The organism is Stenotrophomonas sp. TWI1409, assembly GCF_039673015.1.
Classification (GTDB): domain Bacteria; phylum Pseudomonadota; class Gammaproteobacteria; order Xanthomonadales; family Xanthomonadaceae; genus Stenotrophomonas; species Stenotrophomonas maltophilia_A.
Genome location: NZ_JBDJKU010000002.1, coordinates 10677 through 26811, shown reverse-complemented (window position 1 = coordinate 26811; position 16135 = coordinate 10677). Strand labels below are relative to the sequence as shown.

At 64.9% G+C, this 16135-nt stretch carries 15 protein-coding genes and 1 tRNA gene; 10 read left to right on the top strand and 6 right to left on the bottom strand.

The genetic code is table 11. The features are described 5' to 3' along the window. The first annotated feature begins 525 nt into the window (after window positions 1-525). Window positions 526-1026, top strand: coding sequence for a hypothetical protein (locus tag ABE423_RS01210; RefSeq protein ID WP_346484650.1), 501 nt, complete (start codon window positions 526-528; stop codon window positions 1024-1026). On the opposite strand, the gene ABE423_RS01205 is transcribed toward ABE423_RS01210, so the two are convergent. Next, on the bottom strand, window positions 1020-1385 hold the full coding sequence (locus tag ABE423_RS01205; protein WP_346484649.1) for a DUF6713 family protein: 366 nt from the start codon (window positions 1383-1385) through the stop codon (window positions 1020-1022). The genes ABE423_RS01210 and ABE423_RS01205 overlap by 7 nt on opposite strands. A 292-nt stretch (window positions 1386-1677) precedes the next feature. On the opposite strand from ABE423_RS01205, the gene ABE423_RS01200 reads away from it, so the two are divergent. Together ABE423_RS01200 and ABE423_RS01195 are read left to right on the top strand one after the other, a co-directional pair. Then, window positions 1678-1746: transfer RNA gene (locus tag ABE423_RS01200), tRNA-Arg, on the top strand. Window positions 1747-3594: 1848 nt separating this feature from the next. Next, complete coding sequence (locus ABE423_RS01195) at window positions 3595-4059, top strand: hypothetical protein (RefSeq protein ID WP_346484648.1); 465 nt, start codon at window positions 3595-3597, stop codon at window positions 4057-4059. 23 nt (window positions 4060-4082) lie between these two features. Here the strand turns inward: ABE423_RS01195 and ABE423_RS01190 are convergent, their stop codons facing one another. Further along, window positions 4083-5078, bottom strand: a complete 996-nt coding sequence (locus ABE423_RS01190; RefSeq protein WP_346484647.1) for a dihydrodipicolinate synthase family protein — start codon at window positions 5076-5078, stop codon at window positions 4083-4085. Between the two features lie 117 nt (window positions 5079-5195). On the opposite strand from ABE423_RS01190, the gene ABE423_RS01185 reads away from it, so the two are divergent. Next, on the top strand, window positions 5196-5660 hold the full coding sequence (locus tag ABE423_RS01185) for a GNAT family N-acetyltransferase (RefSeq protein ID WP_346484718.1): 465 nt from the start codon (window positions 5196-5198) through the stop codon (window positions 5658-5660). A gap of 7 nt (window positions 5661-5667) precedes the next feature. Here ABE423_RS01185 and ABE423_RS01180 read toward each other — a convergent pair whose 3' ends face one another. Then, entirely contained in the window at window positions 5668-6225 is a 558-nt protein-coding gene (locus ABE423_RS01180; RefSeq protein ID WP_132809997.1) for a GNAT family N-acetyltransferase, read from the bottom strand. 146 nt (window positions 6226-6371) lie between these two features. Here ABE423_RS01180 and ABE423_RS01175 point away from each other — a divergent pair, with 146 nt between their 5' ends. After that, window positions 6372-7265, top strand: a complete 894-nt coding sequence (locus ABE423_RS01175; protein WP_049421337.1) for a helix-turn-helix domain-containing protein — start codon at window positions 6372-6374, stop codon at window positions 7263-7265. Here ABE423_RS01175 and ABE423_RS01170 read toward each other — a convergent pair. After that, on the bottom strand, window positions 7213-8043 hold the full coding sequence (locus tag ABE423_RS01170; RefSeq protein WP_049398529.1) for a universal stress protein: 831 nt from the start codon (window positions 8041-8043) through the stop codon (window positions 7213-7215). The two genes, ABE423_RS01175 and ABE423_RS01170, sit on opposite strands and share 53 nt — an antisense overlap. A 171-nt stretch (window positions 8044-8214) precedes the next feature. Here ABE423_RS01170 and ABE423_RS01165 point away from each other — a divergent pair, with 171 nt between their 5' ends. Next, window positions 8215-8781, top strand: coding sequence for a transcriptional regulator (locus ABE423_RS01165; protein ID WP_107431768.1), 567 nt, complete (start codon window positions 8215-8217; stop codon window positions 8779-8781). Window positions 8782-8812: 31 nt separating this feature from the next. Here the strand turns inward: ABE423_RS01165 and ABE423_RS01160 are convergent, their stop codons facing one another. Together ABE423_RS01160 and ABE423_RS01155 are read right to left on the bottom strand one after the other, a co-directional pair. Further along, window positions 8813-9172 (bottom strand): response regulator, encoded by a 360-nt coding sequence (locus tag ABE423_RS01160; RefSeq protein WP_010482617.1) that lies wholly within the window; start codon window positions 9170-9172, stop codon window positions 8813-8815. After that, window positions 9162-10298, bottom strand: coding sequence for a PAS domain-containing sensor histidine kinase (locus ABE423_RS01155; protein ID WP_032127429.1), 1137 nt, complete (start codon window positions 10296-10298; stop codon window positions 9162-9164). The genes ABE423_RS01160 and ABE423_RS01155 overlap by 11 nt, the downstream gene beginning before the upstream one ends. Window positions 10299-10476: 178 nt before the next feature. On the opposite strand from ABE423_RS01155, the gene ABE423_RS01150 reads away from it, so the two are divergent. From ABE423_RS01150 to ABE423_RS01135, 4 genes are read left to right on the top strand one after another with little or no spacing between them, the layout of a single operon-like run. Further along, window positions 10477-13575 carry a response regulator gene (locus ABE423_RS01150; RefSeq protein ID WP_125892854.1) on the top strand — a complete coding sequence of 1033 codons (3099 nt, stop codon included), beginning with the start codon at window positions 10477-10479 and terminating at the stop codon, window positions 13573-13575. Beyond that, the gene (locus ABE423_RS01145) at window positions 13572-14396 is read left to right on the top strand and encodes a CheR family methyltransferase (RefSeq protein WP_032127427.1); all 825 of its coding nucleotides are present in this window, start codon (window positions 13572-13574) and stop codon (window positions 14394-14396) included. Before ABE423_RS01150 ends, ABE423_RS01145 begins: the two co-directional genes overlap by 4 nt. Beyond that, window positions 14396-14971: a chemotaxis protein CheB gene (locus tag ABE423_RS01140; protein ID WP_032127501.1), complete on the top strand. Its 576-nt coding sequence runs from the start codon at window positions 14396-14398 to the stop codon at window positions 14969-14971. Before ABE423_RS01145 ends, ABE423_RS01140 begins: the two co-directional genes overlap by 1 nt. Beyond that, complete coding sequence (locus tag ABE423_RS01135; RefSeq protein WP_032127426.1) at window positions 14968-16101, top strand: hybrid sensor histidine kinase/response regulator; 1134 nt, start codon at window positions 14968-14970, stop codon at window positions 16099-16101. The genes ABE423_RS01140 and ABE423_RS01135 overlap by 4 nt, the downstream gene beginning before the upstream one ends. Window positions 16102-16135 lie beyond the last annotated feature (34 nt).

Genomic DNA, 16135 nt, shown 5'->3' with positions numbered 1-16135 from the left:
CGCAACTTCGCAGGAGTGGAGGCGGTCCCGCAGTTCGGAGATGCCATCGGTCATTTTGGGTCCTCGATGTCGAGTGGATCGTCGGGCTTGGGGTCGAAGAGCGCCAGAAGTCGTTCGCGACGGCACTGCTCTAGCCAGTGATGCCAGATCTCCATTTCGTCCATCAATCCTGTCGTTCCGCAAGCAGGGCACGTAAGCGTGGTTCCCGTTCGATCCTTTTGAAAGCCTGCACCCTCAGTCATCGACGACCTGAGCCCACAGCTTTTACAGGTTGATCGCACCTGCTCCAATCGGATGATTGCGCCATTGGGCGCAAGCAGGGGCAGGATCGAATGGATCCTGAAAGCGTTGGGAGGGTGCATAGCCGTGCCGCTGGAGGGCTGGACACGGGAGCAAAGGATTCTGCACCGGAGAAGAGCCGCGAGACCCTACTGTGCTCGCCCTAAAGTGAACGCTTCATCACAGCGGGCTGAGCGGTGGTGTGCCTTCTCAGGATCTGCGACGGCCGGTCGTATCCTTCCAGCCATGTATTCCTCCGCCGGCTTCCGCACCGCCCCGATCCCCTCTGGCTGGGTCCAGACGGGTGAGCGCTGGGCGCTCTCGTACAACGGCCGCGAGACGGCCGGCGTCGAACCCGATGGCGGCCCTGGGGTGCGCCTATGGCTAGAAGGCCACAAGTTTTGGGAAGTAAAGGAAGTGCGCGCGGCCAACGCCCGGCAGGCGAAGCGGTACGCCGAGCGCTGGTGTGCGGCTAGGCTCTATCCCGATCTGCCCCTGCGCCAGGCTGTCGCCCGGCTGACCGACAGCACCCCGACCCAGCCGCCGCCGCCACTGCCCGGCCTGCCGCCAACCCGCGAGCAGCAGCAACAGGCCCGGCGCCTTGCCGAGGCCGGGCGGTCGGAACTGGCGCGAATCAAGGAGGCGCTGGAGCCGCGCCGACCGCCGAAGGAGACCAAGCCCAGGGCGAGGGATCCCATGAAGGCGTGGGTCAGGGCGGGGCGGGCGCAGCTCCGGGGCGGTTACTGACCAATGGCCGGTTTCCGGCTGCTCAGCAGCAGGCCGACGCCGGTAACGAGACATGCGGCTAGGGCTGCGATGGACAGAGGGAGATGGAATTCCTCGCGGCCAGCAATGGCAAACGCAACGTGGATTACCGCTGTGCCGGCACCGACTATCCCGCACAGGCGGGCATACGCTCGCGCGGATGGCTTGGCCAGCGCGACTTGGCGATACCCGTGCAGCAGGGCGCCCACAGCGGCCAGGTTGAAGATCAGGAACCCTTGGATGCCCCCAGGGACCCGGAACATGTTCCATTCGTGCCAGAACGCGGCGTCGATCTGGTGCAGGATCAAGGCCAGCAGTGTTGCCAGATACCACCGTTCCATGGGGCTTCCCGTCCAAAGGTGCGCGAATTCTAGCAGCGGGGCTCGGTTATGCAGAGCAGGGAGGCGCAGCGGGTCAAGGAAGCGCTGGAGCCGGCCAAGCCGCCGGCGACCAAGCTCCGCCCGAGGGACGCGCGCAAGGCGTGGGTGAGGGCAGGGCTGGAGCAGATGCGGGGGGGCTGAAAGATCCGACTACGCTCCGCCATGGCTGGGGATACTGCGTTTTACAGCGCTTGTGGCCCCCCGGCGGCGCGTAATCTGGCACAGCTTTGGCACAGATCGCACCAAGAGCATTGACGGATATAGCCGGATCGCCCCCCTCCTAAGGGGAAGGTCGCCCGTTCGAATCGGGCCGGGGTCACCATGAATCAATGGCTTGCGGCATTTGGCAGGCTTGCGAGAGTGTCTTGAAGCGCCAGTTGGTCCCACAGGTGAATGCGGGCTCTGCGCGGAAGTTCGCTACGCTGATGCTGTGGGCCTCTGCTCATTTCAGGCGGCCCGCAGCTTGCTGCTGTGGTCATTCATCCCGGCTTTTGTCGCGGAGCGCGAGGAATGCGGTGATTGCGCTTGCAGCGACGCCGAGCAAGAAGCCGAGGACCATTCCGTCGAACCAACTCAAGCTCGCCACGTTGCCCCCATGCAAAGACTGATGCGCGAACAGCGTTCTGCTGCTTGTGTTGTACTGCGAAGGGGCAAAGGTATGGTCCCGGGCTTTCGCCGACCTTACAGAGAACAATTCGCATCTTGGTGTTGCGAATCCCGGGTGATCTGCAGCAACAGATCTTCGCGGTTGTTCCAGGGCGCGTTCACCGCGCGGCTGACGCGGTAGGCCTCCATCACGTATCCAGAACGGCACTGCGGCCAGGTGGCTGCCGTGTGCTGCTTCGCCCAGGTCACTACCTCCTACCAGAAGCTGGTCCGCATGACCGACCAAAAAGCAAGGTTCCCGCGCGAACGAGCGCTTGCTTGGCGTTGAGGTTTTCCAAGAACCAAGCTGTGCTACTTCACGATAGTAATTGGCACATATGCCGGTGAGTGAGCCTTAACCCAATTCAAGACCGAAGTGGCTTCGACGGACCCGCCGGTTGCGCGTGAGTAGTGCCGCGCTGTCGCCCAGTCCGAACGATTCGGGCAGATCGTTGCTGCGTTCGCGGGATCTGCAATCGCCGGTCGTATCCTTCCGGCCTTGCCTCCTAGGCACAGCAACCAATCCTTCTGCACGGCTCCCGTTCCCTCTGGCCGGGCCAGTTGGGCGACATCTGGGTGCTGTGGCGAGTCGGAAAAGGCTTCGACCTTCGCGGCATTCAAGAGCTGGGGTTACTCCGAGCGGACACCACACAGGGTGATGGCCTCGATGTAGCGAGCCTGTCGACGCTTCAGGAACTTACTGTAGAACTTGATCTCGCTCCCCCCTCCGGTTTGGGGGGTGATCTCAACAAACTCCGCCGGGACCCCGCCATTGGAGGTCGACACGGAGTAGCCATTGGCACGGGGCTCAATCACGTACTGCCATCGCGATCCTCCGATGCTCACCTCTCCCCATGCATCGCGGACACAAGTAGCGGCAGCCAAGGGCTCTTGATTGGACGAGAATGCTGCTGCAGGTCCAGTACTTCGCATGTCGCCAACGGAGGTGCAGGCAGTCAGCAGCAGAAGTGTGATTCCGGTTGTTGCCATCCCGAGGTGTAGAGTCATTCCGTGCATGCAGCAGCTCCATTGGAAGTGAGGAACTGTGACGCAATCATGAGAGGGCTACAACAGTGTAGTCGTGAGGTCGGTCTGCTGCCGGCAGTGATCTCGCCCGTGGCAAAGGAGCCGATGGGGCCGTGGGTGAGGGCGGAGCAGTAGTAGATGCAGCCCAGTGTTTGAGCAGAATGGCCCCGAGCCGGTCCTATCCACTTCATAAGCCATTGATTGAACGCGCAGAGAGATCCCCGCTTTAAGGAAGGGTCGCCCGTTCGAATCGGGCTGGGGTTATCGGACTCAGGACGTTGGAACTCGCTTTTCAGGGTAGTGCCGGTTTGGCGCATCCCCGTCGCACAGAAACTCGACGCACTGCAAGAGGCAGCGATCATGGCTGCATGATGCCGCACATGTTGGTCATGAGATAAGGCTAAAGCACCTCCCGCAAGCCCGCTGCATATGCTGAAAACGGCGCGCATTGAGTTACCATCCGTTCTCGCCACATGGAGGAACGGATATGCGGAATCGGATGCTGATCATCCTGTTGATGGGCGGTCTCGCTGGCTGTTCTCCCAGCAAGGAGGAGCTTGAAAAACAGAAGGCTGAGGCAGTCAGGGTCGCGGTTGAGGCAGGTGTTCGCAAGGCGTTGAAAGATCCTGATTCGGCAAGGATCACGATTCGCCAAGTGTTTTCACTCTACGACGGTACGATCGCTTGCGGAACGGTGAACGCAAAAAACAGCTTCGGCGGCTACACGGGCGACATGACATTCGACATCGGCATCAATGCTGATGGAAGCCCCACCGCGCCGACCATTGCGAATGATGAAATGAGCAATGCTGTGTTCGCAGCCATGTGCGATTTCCAGAAGGAGTATGCTGCACGCCCTGGAAATGCTGGAAAGCCCTCAACGCCAGACCAGAGAAAGCAGCTCATCACTGCGTATGAAAAGCGGGTGCGAGAGGTGGTTCAAGAAGTGGCCTCCAGAAGGTAGAATGCACGCGTTTGGATCAGCTGCTAACCCACCGTGAGGAGGGTTATCTGTTCCTCCGGAGGATGCCGGTCGGCCGTTGGAATCAGACCGAGGTCCCCGCCACCGCATGCCACATACTCGCCGGGCTTATACAACAACCCCAGCCCGCCCAGCACCGCCGCCACCTCCTCGCGCTCGCCACCACGCAGCCCCTGCAACGGCAGCGGCAGGCAGTCCTCGCCGCACAGTCCCAGCAGTGCCGCCGCGCAGGCCATGACGCGAATCCCGCCGAACCGCTCATATAGGGACCACAGCGGCGCCAGCCGCGCAGACAGGGCAATAGCACCCTCTTCATCGTCACTACCCACGGCCCGCATGATCTGCAGCGCAACCTCGGGGAACAGTCCGGCGGTCACCGAATACCAGCCGTCACCCCCCGCCAGCAGCCCTCGCACCGCCGAGGCGTCACCACTGACGCCCAGCGTCACATGCGCGGGAACGCATGCACGGAGTGCAGCAACGCGCGCGTCAGCCTCGACGGGATCATCAGCAAGGCGCGGAATCTTGATCGAAGCGATGTTCGGCAGCGCCGCAATCCGGCCGTGCAGTGCATCGGTAAAGCGGAAATGCGTGGTGCCCGGATTGTCGTAGACGCAGATTGGCGTGCGGACCGCTGCGCATATTGTTTCGAACAGTGCTTGCACCTCATGGTCCTTCAGGGGCTGGTAAGACACGGGGGCGAGCAGCAGGCCTGCAGCACCTGCATCCTCGGCGTCCAGGGCCAGCTCCAGCACATCGCGGGTACGCAGTGCACCGATGCCGGCGATGACCGGTACGCCTCCTGCGTGCGCCAGGGCTTCGCGCAGCACGCGCTTGCGCTCGTGCTTCTCCAGATAGGCGTAGCTGCCAGTGGAGCCAAGCACGCCCATCGAATCAACACCGGAATCGGCCAGGCGCTCGATCAGTCCGGCAAACGCACGAAAGTCGATGCCGGCTTCAGAGAGCGGGGTCAGTGGAAACGCGCTGAGGCCTTTGAACATGGGATCTCCCGAAGGGGGAATGGGCTGGACGCCTGGAATTGTTTATTGTCCTATGACAAAACTCAAGTGTCGACACGCAGCGTGTCTAATCGCCACGAATGACGCACCATGCGGGTCATGAAACCAAACCTTTGCGCCGTCCAGCCTTCCCACTACGCCACCATTGCCGATTGGCTTGATTCCGCCGAGGTCACCCAGCGCTGGGCGGGCCCCGGCGTGCCGTTCCCCTTGCCGCCGGAACGGTTCGCGCAGGTGCTCGAACTCGGGCCGAGGCCTGGCTGGGCGCTGCTGGACGAGCAGGGCCAGTGCCTGGGCTTTGGCCAGTACTGGATGACCGACGCCGGCACCGCGCACCTGGGTCGCATCATTGTTTCCCCCCTGGCACGCGGGCGCGGCCTTGGCCGGCTGCTCATGCATGCCTTGAGTGCACAGGCCATGCGCGAAGACGGTGTGCAGCGCCTCACGTTGCGCGTCTATCGTGACAACACCGCCGCCGTGACCCTGTATCGCGACCTCGGTTTCCAGCAGGTTGATGCGTTCTCGACGCCGGAACTTCTGTTCATGCAGCGCACGTCGGCCTGAACTCCGCTCATGCTGGCAAGGTGGCCTGCAGGGCAAACCATTGCTCGCGGGTGATGCGGCTGATGTGCTCTGTGCGGTAGTCGCCGAGGAAGCTGTTGAACTTGTTCACTTCGGTATGGTGATGCTGGAAACCGCATTTGCTCTGTGCGCTGAGCGATTGCAGGTTGTCAGCGAAGTAGCCGCACCACAGTGCGTCCAGTTCCAGTTGCATGAAGGCGTGCCGCATCACTTCGCGCACCGCTTCGGGCACCAGTCCGCGGCCCCAGTACGGAACGCCGATCCAGTAGGCGATCTCACCCTCTCGATCGCTGATCTCGAAGTTGCTGTCGGTGCCGATCAGGATGCCGACACAGCCGATCGCGTGGCCGTCCTCGCGGCTCTGCAGCGCGTAGACCTCTGGCCGGTTGAAGACGGTGCGGATGATTTCGGTACTTTCCTCAACGCTGGTGTGCACCGGCCAGCCGGCGATGGGGCCTACGCGCGGGTCGCGGGCGTACTCGTACAGATCGGCAGCGTCGGTGTCGCGCCAGGGGCGAAGGATCAAGCGTTCGGTGTGCAGCTGCATGTCAATTCCACGGGAACAAAGAGAGTGCACAGGCTAGGTCGACAGGCGCGATTGGCCCAGAGCGGGACCTTGATGGTTTCGGTACTTTTCACAACGGGTGGCCGAGCCCGGGTATGCTGGGGCCCGGAATACAGCCGGATCGGCCCATGGATCGCGTACCCCAGCTCCTGGACCAGGACGAATCCATGCGCTTGGAGGTCAGTACGCTGGCCGAAGGGCAAGGCGTCCCGTTGTCGTTCGGCCACGCTTATCTGGCGGTGCTGGTATGCGTATCGGGGCGCGCACGCTTTGCACTGAACTTCCGCGAGGTAGCGGTGCAGCGGCACGATGTGCTGGTGCTGGCAGAGGACACGCTGGCGCTGCTGCGGCAGCGCTCACGCGGCTTTCTGGCGGTGGTCTGCCTGATGCCCAAGGCGCTGGCATCGGAGGTGGCCTATGTGCTTCCCAATGCACTGTTCAAGTTCCTGCACGATCAGCCCCACTGCGTGCCGTCGCCGCTGGACGTGCCGCTGCTGCAGGGCTGGCTGCAGCAGTTGATGGATGCACAGCACAATGGCGGCCGCTATCGTCACGTGATGCTGCGCAACCTGCTGCAGACGTTCTTCCTCAAATTCGCAACGCTGTTGCCGGCGCGCAGTGTGGCCGTGGCGCAGGTCAGCCGACGCGAGCGCTTGGCCTGGAATTTCTGGGAACTGGTCGGTGAGCGCAGCACGCGCCAGCGCGACGTGCAGTCCTATGCCGACGCGCTGTGCATCACCCCGTTCTATCTTTCGCAGCTGACCCGCGAGTGCTTCGACGAAACGCCAAAGGCGTTGATTGATCGCCAGGTGGTGCTGGAAATCAAGGCGCTGCTGACCTACAGCGAATTGCCGATCGGTCGCATCGCCGAGCGACTGTGCTTCGAGGATGCATCCTACCTGTGCCGCTACTTCCGGCGGCACACCGGGCAGTCGCTGACCGGCTATCGCCGGGCAGGGCAGGGCGGTACTAGTGCGACACGAACAAGGGCGCCGGTACTTCGGCCAGCAGATCCTCGGTGACCCCGCCGAGCACACGCTCGACCACCCGGCTGCGGCTGTAGGGGCCCAGCACCAGCAGGTCGGCGTCGGCATCGAGCACGTGCTGGCGGATGGTCGCGGCAACGCCGCCCTGGCTTGAACTGATCGCCTGGATCTCTACTTCGACGCCGTGCCGCGCCAGGTGCTGGGCCATCTCGGCGCCAGGTGTGGCCTCGGCCTTGGGCGTGTCGACCATCAGCAGGTGCACCGCTTTCGCACGTGCGAGCAGCGGCAACGCATCGGCTACCGCACGGCGTGCCTGCTTGCTGGCATTCCAGGCCACCACGATGCGATGGCCGACCTGGTCGCCTTGCCAATGTGGTGGTACCAGCAGCATCGGCACGCCGGTCTGGCGCAGCGTTCCCAGCGGGTGCCAGCCAGAAGGGGCGCCGGGAGTACGCGGATAGCCGGCGATGATCAGGTCGCAGTACAGCGACTGCAGGGCCAGGTCGGCGCCGCCGAGATAGTCCGAGACGATGCGCAGTTCGGTGCTGATCTGCAGCGGCTCGGACACGGCACGCAGGTTCTGCATCAGCTGCGCGGTGCAGGCGGCATCCGCGCGCGCCTCATGGTCGAGCGCGGCGGCAATGCCGGCACCGCGTGCGAAACCGTTGGCGATGTCGGTGGGATGCTGGGCGGTGGAGACCGCGACCAGATGGGCCTGCTGTGCCTGCGCCAGATGGGCGGCGATGTTGAGAACGCGGTCCCCGGTGTCGCTGGCGTCGAACAACACAGCGATATCGCGTAGTGGATGCAGCATGGCGTTGTCTCCTTCGATGCCTGTGACGCGTTCCCTGCCGTGCACCGACCCGGGTGCACCGGACGCATCCCTGTTTTAGCGCATTGGTGATCCTAATGAATCATCTTTGATTCAGTTTATTAATTGGTGATTCATGCTAGCGTGAGGGCAAACCCACACCTCAACGCTTTCATGCGACCTGCCGCAGCACGCACCCGCCGCGACCTGCCCCACGCGCTGGCGGCCACCTTGGTCAGCCATCCACGCTGCACCCTCAGCGAACTCGCGCGCGGGGCCGGTATCAGCCGCGCGACCCTGTACCGGTTTGCGCCCACCCGGGAGGCGATCGACGAGGCACTGTTCGCGGCCGGCTTCGAGCGCGTGGAAGCGGCGGCGGTCTGGTTCGATGAGGGCGGTGATGCGCGCCACGTGCTGGAGCAGGTCACCGCCACGCTGCTGGCGGACTGGGAGCTGGTGACGCTGCTGTTCGCGCGGATGATGGAAGAGCAGCAGCGCCAGGGTGACCTGCATCTGCTGCCGGAGCGCTGGGCGCCGATCGGCGAGCGCTTCGAGGCCTTTTTCCTGCGAGGTCAGGCGGCCGGAGAGTTCAACGTCGGTTTCACCGCAGTGTGGCTCGCGGACTTCTACTGGACCTGCTTCTACGGCATCACCTGGTCACTGGCGCGCGGTCGGCTGGCGCCGGCAGCGGCAGCCTCTACGCTGCTGGCTTCGTTCCAGCGGGGAGCGATGAAGGGTTGACCGCAGGGCCCTGCTGCCGGGGCAACGTGGATTACGCCTGCTTCAACAACTGCACCAACTGGCGCAGCCGATACGGCTTGGGCAGGAATTCCACCTGTTCCGGCAGGGGCGGCAGCTGCGAGCGCGCATAACCGGACGACAGGATCATCCGCGCCTGCGGCTGTTCGCGCGCCACATGCTCGCTCAGTTCGATGCCGGACATGCCGTTGGGCATGCTGACGTCGCTGAACACCACGTCGAAACGCGCTTCGCCCTTCAGCAGGGCGGCGGCCTCATGCGCATCGGCGGTCGTGGCCACGTCGATGCCGAGGTCGCGCAGGGCCAGGCCGATCATTTCACGCAGATCGGTCTGGTCTTCCACCATCAATACGCGGATCGGGTCATCGGTCATCGGCAGGGTCCTCCATTGCGGGGAGCAGCAGGCTGACCGTGGTGCCGACACCGGGCGTGGTGGACACGTCGACGAAGCCGCCGCTCTGGGTAGTGAATCCGAACACCTGGCTCAGGCCGAGGCCGCTGCCTTTGCCGATGTCCTTGGTGGTGAAGAACGGCTCGGTCGCCCGTTCGGCGATGTCGGCCGCCATCCCGTGGCCCTCATCGCAGACGCTGAGGGTGACATAGCCACGTTGCAGCGTGGAGTCCGCATCCGGATCGAGGCGATGTTCCAGCGCAGTGCCGATCAGGATGCGGCCGCCTTCAAGGGTAGCATCCGCGGCATTGGCGACCAGATTGGCCAGCGCCGTCTGCAGCTGCAGCGCATCGGTGTTGATCGCAGGCAGGCCGGGCGCCAGCTGGGCATCCAGCACCACCGTGGGCGGGCAGGCGCGTTGCAGGTCCGGCAGCCACTGCCGTATCAGCGCATTGATATCCAGTGGTTCGCGGATCAGGGTCTGGCCGGTGCTGAAGGCCAGCAGCTGGCGGGTCAGCAGCGCACCACGATCGGTCGCGGTCTGCGCCGCATCAAGCAGCTCGGCGGCGCGTGCATCGTCACCGTTCACGCGCAGGGACAGCAGGTCCAGGGCGTTGCCGATGGTGGTCAACAGATTGTTGAACTCGTGCGACAGCCCGCGGCTGAGGCGGCCGACGGTCTCGAACTGTTGGGTATTGCGCAGCGCACGCTGGGCATCACGCAGCAGCCGCTGTGCCTGCCACTGCTCGGTGATGTCGCGGGTGATCTTGACGAAGCCGAGCAGCTCGCCTGCTTCGACGACCGGCTCGATGACCACGCTGGCACGGAAAGACGAGCCATCGCGGCGCACCCGCCAGCCTTCACTGGCGACGTGACCGTGCTGCGCTGCGAGGCGGAGCAGGCGCTGCGGTTCCCCGGCTTCGCGATCGGCAGCCAGATAGAAACGGCCAAAGTGCGTGCCGACCACTTCACCGGCTGAATAGCCCTTGATGCGCTCCGCGCCCGGGTTCCAGCTGCAGACGATGCCATCAGGATCAAGCAGGTACAGCGCATGGTCGCGCACGCTGTCGATCAGCAGTCGCAGTTGGCGGGAAGGGTCCGTCAGCACGGACGTCGTAGAAGCAGCTGCGTCCACGTGGAAATGAGCATTACCCCTGGGAGGGACGTGAAGCTAGGCAGTGCAGTGTGAAGAGTGCGTGCAGGCGCGGCACGTGCCAATGGTCCTGTGCGGCTGAATGAGACACGGAGTACCATCACCCACCCTTTGTGCTCTGGAACCGACCTGCATGCGTCCTGGTGCGACTACGCGTGACCGCTGGATCTGGATGACCTCCGCCGTACTGCTGGCAGCGACCATTGCGTTGGAACTGGTGGTTCCGCTGGGCTACGCCGTCTGGCTGGCGTACTTCCTCGCTGTCGGCGTCACGCTGTTCCAGCGCAGTGCACGCGCGCCGTTCATCGTGGCCGTCGTCGCCTGCATCCTGTTGATCATCGGCTACAACGTTGCCCCGGCCAGCTCCAACTCGGCGTTCTCGTTCGTCAACCGCAGCATTGGCGGGTGTGCGTTCCTGATGATCGCGCTGATCGTCTCCCGCGCCATCCAGGCGCGGCGCGACGCGATGCGCGCGCTGTGGCTGCAGGAGGCCGAGAACGCGGTGGCGATGAGCCTGCGCGGTGATCTGGGGCCGGAGCAGATCGCCGAGGCGGCGGCAACCAGCCTGGGGGCCCAGCTGCAGGCCGACGTCGCCGCCGTCTACCGCCTGGAAGGCGGGCGACTGCAGCTGACCGGCGGCCTGGCGTTGCCGTCCGGTATGCCGGCGTCGCTGGCATTGCAGGAAGGCGTGGCCGGGCAGGTGGCACGGGACGAGCGCATCCGCCACCTGCATGGGGGTGATGATGCGGTGCTTGAGCTGCAGACCAGCCTGGGGCGGTTGCCGGTGCGCGAGCGCATCCTGGCGCCGATCAGCAGCGATGGCGCGGTGGTGGGCATCATTGAACTGGGACGCACCCGCGCCGGCGAACAGGATCGACTCGATGTCGAGCTGCTGGAGCGCTGTGGCGAGACCATCGGCATGGCGCTGCGTGCATCGCTGCTGCGCGCACAGTTGGTGGTGCTGCTGGAGGAATCGCAGCGTCAGGGCGAGGAACTGCAGGCCCAGCAGGAAGAGCTGCGCGTGGCCAATGAGGAGCTGGAAGAGCAGAGCCGCAGCCTGCAGCACTCGCAGACCCATCTGGAAGAACAGCAGGCCGAGCTGGAACAGAGCAACGTCCAGCTGGAGGAGCGCACCCATGAGCTGGAAGCGCAGAAGCAGGCGCTGCTGGTCGCGCAGAGCCAGCTGGTGCGCAACAGCAACGAACTGGCCGCCACTTCGCGCTACAAGTCCGAGTTCCTGGCCAACATGTCGCATGAACTGCGCACGCCGCTGAACAGCTCGCTGATCCTGGCCAAGCTGCTGGCCGACAACAAGGACGGCACGCTCACCGAAGAACAGGTGAAGTATGCGCGCGCGATCCTGTCGTCCAACAACGATCTGCTGGCGCTGATCAATGACATCCTGGACCTGTCGCGCATCGAGGCCGGCCACGTCGAGCTGGCCGATGAAGTGGTGGTGACGGGCAGCGTACTGCAGCGCCTGCGTGAGACCTTCGAGCCGATGGCGCGGCAGAAGGGCCTGGCCCTGCAGATCGAGGCCGATGCGCTGGCCCCCAGCCAGCTGGTGGTCGACAGCCAGCGCCTGCAGCAGATCCTGAAGAACCTGCTGGCCAATGCGGTGAAGTTCACCGAGCATGGCAAGGTCAGCCTGCACGTGCGTGCGGGCGGTCAAGGACGCATCCGTTTCGAGGTCTGCGACAGCGGTATCGGCATTGCCCGCGAGCAGCTGCAGGTCATCTTCGAAGCCTTCCGACAGGCCGATGGCAGCACCCGCCGCCGCTACGGTGGCACCGGCCTGGGCCTGTCGATCTCGCGCGATCTGGCCGAGCGCATGGGTGGCAGCATCCAGGTCGACAGTGAACCGGGTCGCGGCAGCTGCTTCATCCTGGAACTGCCGTTGCAGGGCGCGCCGGTTTCGGAACCGGGCGAAGTGCCTGCCGCCGCCTCAATAGCACCTGCGCCGCCGATCGCTGCGCGCACCCCTGTCGCACCGACCGTTGCATCCGTGGCGCCCATCACCGCCAGCGTGGCCGATGACCGCGGCCGTCGCCAACGCGCCGGCCGCTTGATCCTGGCCGTCGAGGACGACGCCACGTTCGCCGAAGCGCTTGTGGCCCTGGCCCATGAACTGGACTTCGACTGCGTGGTGGCCGGGACTGCCGAAGAGGCACTGACCCTGGCCAGCGAACTGCGCCCGAACGGCATCCTGCTCGATATCGGCCTGCCGGACGTGTCCGGCCTGAGCGTGCTGGAGCGCCTGAAGCGCAACCCCGATACCCGGCATATCCCGGTGCACGTGGTTTCGGCGATGGACCGCAGCCAGGTGGCGCGCGAGCTGGGTGCGATTGGTTTCGCGATCAAGCCGACCACGCGCGAGCGGCTGGTGACGGCCATCGAACAGCTGGAACAGACCAGCCAGCGCGACGTGCGGCGCCTGCTGATCGTCGAGGACGACAGCGAGCTGCGCCACAACCTGGAACTGTTGCTGGGCCGTGATCAGCTGCAGATCGTTGCAGTGGGAACGCTGGCCGGCGCGCTGGAGCAACTCAGCACGGTCACCTTCGACTGCATGGTGATGGACCTGTCGCTGCCCGACGGCAGCGGCTACGACCTGCTCGAGCACATGGCCGGCAATGATGATGTCGGCTTCCCGCCGGTGATCGTCTATACCGGTCGCGCGCTCGGCCGCGAGGAAGAGCAGCGCCTGCGCCGCTATTCGAAGAGCATCATCATCAAGGGCGCGCGTTCGCCCGAACGCCTGCTGGATGAGGTCACCCTGTTCCTGCACAGCGTGGAAGCCAGCCTGCCCACCGACCAGCAGCGCCTGCTGCGCGAGGCCCGCCGTCGCGACACCGTGCTCGATGGCCGTACTGTTTTGCTGGCCGAGGATGACGTACGCAACATCTTCGCGCTGTCCAGCGTGCTTGAGCCGCTGGGCGTGACGCTGGAGATCGCGCGCAACGGCCAGGAAGCGGTGGATCGCCTGGCCGAGCGCGAGGTCGACCTGGTGCTGATGGACATCATGATGCCGGAGAAGGACGGCCTCGCCGCGATGCGCGAGATCCGCGCGCAACGTCACCTGCAGGACCTGCCGATCATCGCGCTGACCGCCAAGGCCATGCCCGATGACCGCGAGCGTTGCCTGCAGGCCGGTGCCAACGACTACATCGCCAAGCCCATCGACGTCGACAAGCTGGTCTCGCTGTGCCGGGTCTGGTGCTCGCGGCAATGAACGAACAGGCGTTGTTCGACCTGGAACTGAAGGTCCTGCTGGAGGCGCTGTACCAGCGCTACCACTACGATTTCCGCAGCTATGCGGTGTCGTCGCTGCGCCGGCGCATGCGCCAGGCGATGCAGCGCTATGAGTGCGAACGGCTGGTCGACCTGCAGTACCGGCTGCTGCACGAGCCGGAGCTGTTCGCCCAGGCCATGCAGTTCTTCACCGTGCAGGTCTCGGAGATGTTCCGTGATCCCGCGTACTTCCGTGAACTGCGCGAGCAGGTGGTGCCGGTACTGCGCACCTATCCCTCGGTGAAGCTGTGGGTGGCCGGTTGCAGCACCGGTGAGGAAGTGTGGTCGCTGGCGATCCTGCTGCATGAGGAAGGTTTGCTTGACCGCAGCATCGTCTATGCCACCGACATCAATCCGGCCGCGTTGGCCACCGCCGAGGCGGGCGCCTATGGCATCGACCGGATGGCCCAGTTCAGCCGCAACTACCTGGCTGCCGGTGGCACGGCGTCGCTGTCCGACTACTACGCCACGGCCTACGATGGCGCGGTGTTCGACCGCCAGCTGCGCCGCAACGTGGTGTTCGCCGACCACAGCCTGGCCACCGATACCGTGTTCTCCGAAGTGCACCTGGTGTCGTGCCGCAACGTGCTGATCTATTTCAACCGCGACCTGCAGGACCGCGCTGTCGGCCTGTTCCGCGAAGCGCTGGTGCACCGGGGCTTCCTCGGTCTTGGCAGCAAGGAATCGCTGCAGTTCGGATGCCACCATGACGCCTTCGAGGTCTGTTCGCGCGAGCACCGCCTGTACCGGAAGGTGGCCTGATGGCGCTGCCGGCGCGTCCTGCCGTGCTGGTGATCGGCGCGTCTGCCGGTGGCGTGGCGGCCCTGCAGGCGGTACTCGGTGCGCTCCCGGCGACGCTGCAGGTGCCGGTACTGGCCGTGCTGCACCTGCCGCGTGACCGCACCAGCCGCATCGCCGAGGTGCTGGCGCCGTACTGCGCGCTGCCGGTGCGCGAAGCCGAAGACAAGCAGCCGTTGCAGCTGGGCACGGTGACGTTCGCGCCGCCGGATTACCACCTGCTGGTGGAGGACGAGGGGGCGGTGGCGTTGTCGGTGGATGCGCCGGTGCTGTTCTCCCGTCCGGCCATCGATCCGCTGTTCGACTCCGCTGCTGCGGTGTTCGGCAGGCGGGTATTGGCCCTGCTGCTGACCGGTGCCAGCAGTGATGGAAGCGAGGGCGTTGCCGCCGTGCGCCGTGCCGGTGGCCGTGCCTGGCTGCAATGTCCCGAGGAAGCCGAAGCGTCGATGATGCCGGCCTCCGCCCTGCAGTACGCCGGCGCCGATGCCGTGCTGCCCCTTGAACTGATGTGTCGTCGCCTGAAGGAGTTGTTTGCATGAACCTGCTGCCACCGGACCCTGCGCAGTCGCAGTCCCCGGTCAACCTGCTGATCGTCGATGACGTGCCGCAGAACCTGGTGGCCATGCAGGCGCTGCTGCAGCGCGAGGGCGTGAATCTGCTGCTGGCCGGTTCCGGCGCGCAGGCGCTGGAGCTGCTGCTCGAGCACGAGGTGGCACTGGCCCTGCTGGACGTGCACATGCCGGAGATCGATGGCTTCACCCTGGCCGAACTGATGCGCGGTTCGCATCGCAGCCGCGACGTGCCGATCATCTTCCTGACCGCCTCCCCGGATGATCCCCTGCGCGTGTTCAAGGGCTACGAGAGCGGTGCGGTCGATTTCCTGCACAAGCCGGTGGCGCCGCAGGTGATCCTGAGCAAGGTCAACGTCTTCATTGAGCTGTACCAGCAGCGGCAGCTGCTGAAGGCGCGCAACGAGGCGCTGGAACGCGCGCTCAAGCTCAACGAAACAATGGCGGCGGTGCTGACCCACGACCTGCGCACGCCGCTGTCGGCGATCCTGCTGTGCAGTGACAAGCTGGCGATGGAGATCCCGCAGGACAATGCGGGCGCGCAGCAGACCCTGCAGTACCTGGAGGCCAGCACTCTGCGCATGGCACGCATGGTCGAACAGCTGCTGGACTTCTCGCGGATCCGCAGCGGTGGCCTGCGGCTGCAGGCCAGTGCCTGCGATCTGGCCGACGTGACCCGCGCGGTGGTGGCCGAAGCCGGCAGCGCGCATGGCGCGGACCGGATCCATCTGGACATGCATGGCGATACGCGGCTGCAGGGCGATCTGGACCGTCTCGGCCAGGTTGCCGCCAATCTGGTCGGCAACGCGCTCACCCACGGCAGCGAGGCGAGGGTGGAGGTGGACGGGCGCGATCCGCGCAGCGTGCTGCTGCGGGTCAGCAATGCCGGCCGGATCGACGACGCGCTGCTGCCGCGGCTGTTCGAACCGTTCAAGGCCAGCTTCCACCAGAGCAAGGGCCTGGGGCTGGGCCTGTATATCGTCGATCAGTTCGTGCGCGCGCACGGAGGGCGCATCGCAGCGCGCAACGAGGCCGGGCAGGTGGTGTTCGAAGCCCTGCTGCCGAGACGCGCAGAAGGGCTGCCTGCAGCGGCAAACTGAATTCTTCAGGAAACATCCGCGGGCACTGAGACGA

Excerpts from the sequence above, each read along its gene's own strand:
- ABE423_RS01145 (WP_032127427.1), top strand. The coding sequence starts at position 13,572 with ATGAACGAACAGGCGTTGTTCGACCTGGAACTGAAGGTCCTGCTGGAG.
- ABE423_RS01205 (WP_346484649.1), bottom strand. The coding sequence starts at position 1,385 with ATGGAACGGTGGTATCTGGCAACACTGCTGGCCTTGATCCTGCACCAG.
- ABE423_RS01165 (WP_107431768.1), top strand. The coding sequence starts at position 8,215 with ATGCGACCTGCCGCAGCACGCACCCGCCGCGACCTGCCCCACGCGCTG.
- ABE423_RS01170 (WP_049398529.1), bottom strand. The coding sequence starts at position 8,043 with ATGCTGCATCCACTACGCGATATCGCTGTGTTGTTCGACGCCAGCGAC.
- ABE423_RS01135 (WP_032127426.1), top strand. The coding sequence starts at position 14,968 with ATGAACCTGCTGCCACCGGACCCTGCGCAGTCGCAGTCCCCGGTCAAC.
- ABE423_RS01195 (WP_346484648.1), top strand. The coding sequence starts at position 3,595 with ATGCTGATCATCCTGTTGATGGGCGGTCTCGCTGGCTGTTCTCCCAGC.
- ABE423_RS01160 (WP_010482617.1), bottom strand. The coding sequence starts at position 9,172 with ATGACCGATGACCCGATCCGCGTATTGATGGTGGAAGACCAGACCGAT.
- ABE423_RS01190 (WP_346484647.1), bottom strand. The coding sequence starts at position 5,078 with ATGTTCAAAGGCCTCAGCGCGTTTCCACTGACCCCGCTCTCTGAAGCC.
- ABE423_RS01180 (WP_132809997.1), bottom strand. The coding sequence starts at position 6,225 with ATGCAGCTGCACACCGAACGCTTGATCCTTCGCCCCTGGCGCGACACC.
- ABE423_RS01175 (WP_049421337.1), top strand. The coding sequence starts at position 6,372 with ATGGATCGCGTACCCCAGCTCCTGGACCAGGACGAATCCATGCGCTTG.
- ABE423_RS01140 (WP_032127501.1), top strand. The coding sequence starts at position 14,396 with ATGGCGCTGCCGGCGCGTCCTGCCGTGCTGGTGATCGGCGCGTCTGCC.
- ABE423_RS01150 (WP_125892854.1), top strand. The coding sequence starts at position 10,477 with ATGCGTCCTGGTGCGACTACGCGTGACCGCTGGATCTGGATGACCTCC.
- ABE423_RS01185 (WP_346484718.1), top strand. The coding sequence starts at position 5,196 with ATGAAACCAAACCTTTGCGCCGTCCAGCCTTCCCACTACGCCACCATT.
- ABE423_RS01210 (WP_346484650.1), top strand. The coding sequence starts at position 526 with ATGTATTCCTCCGCCGGCTTCCGCACCGCCCCGATCCCCTCTGGCTGG.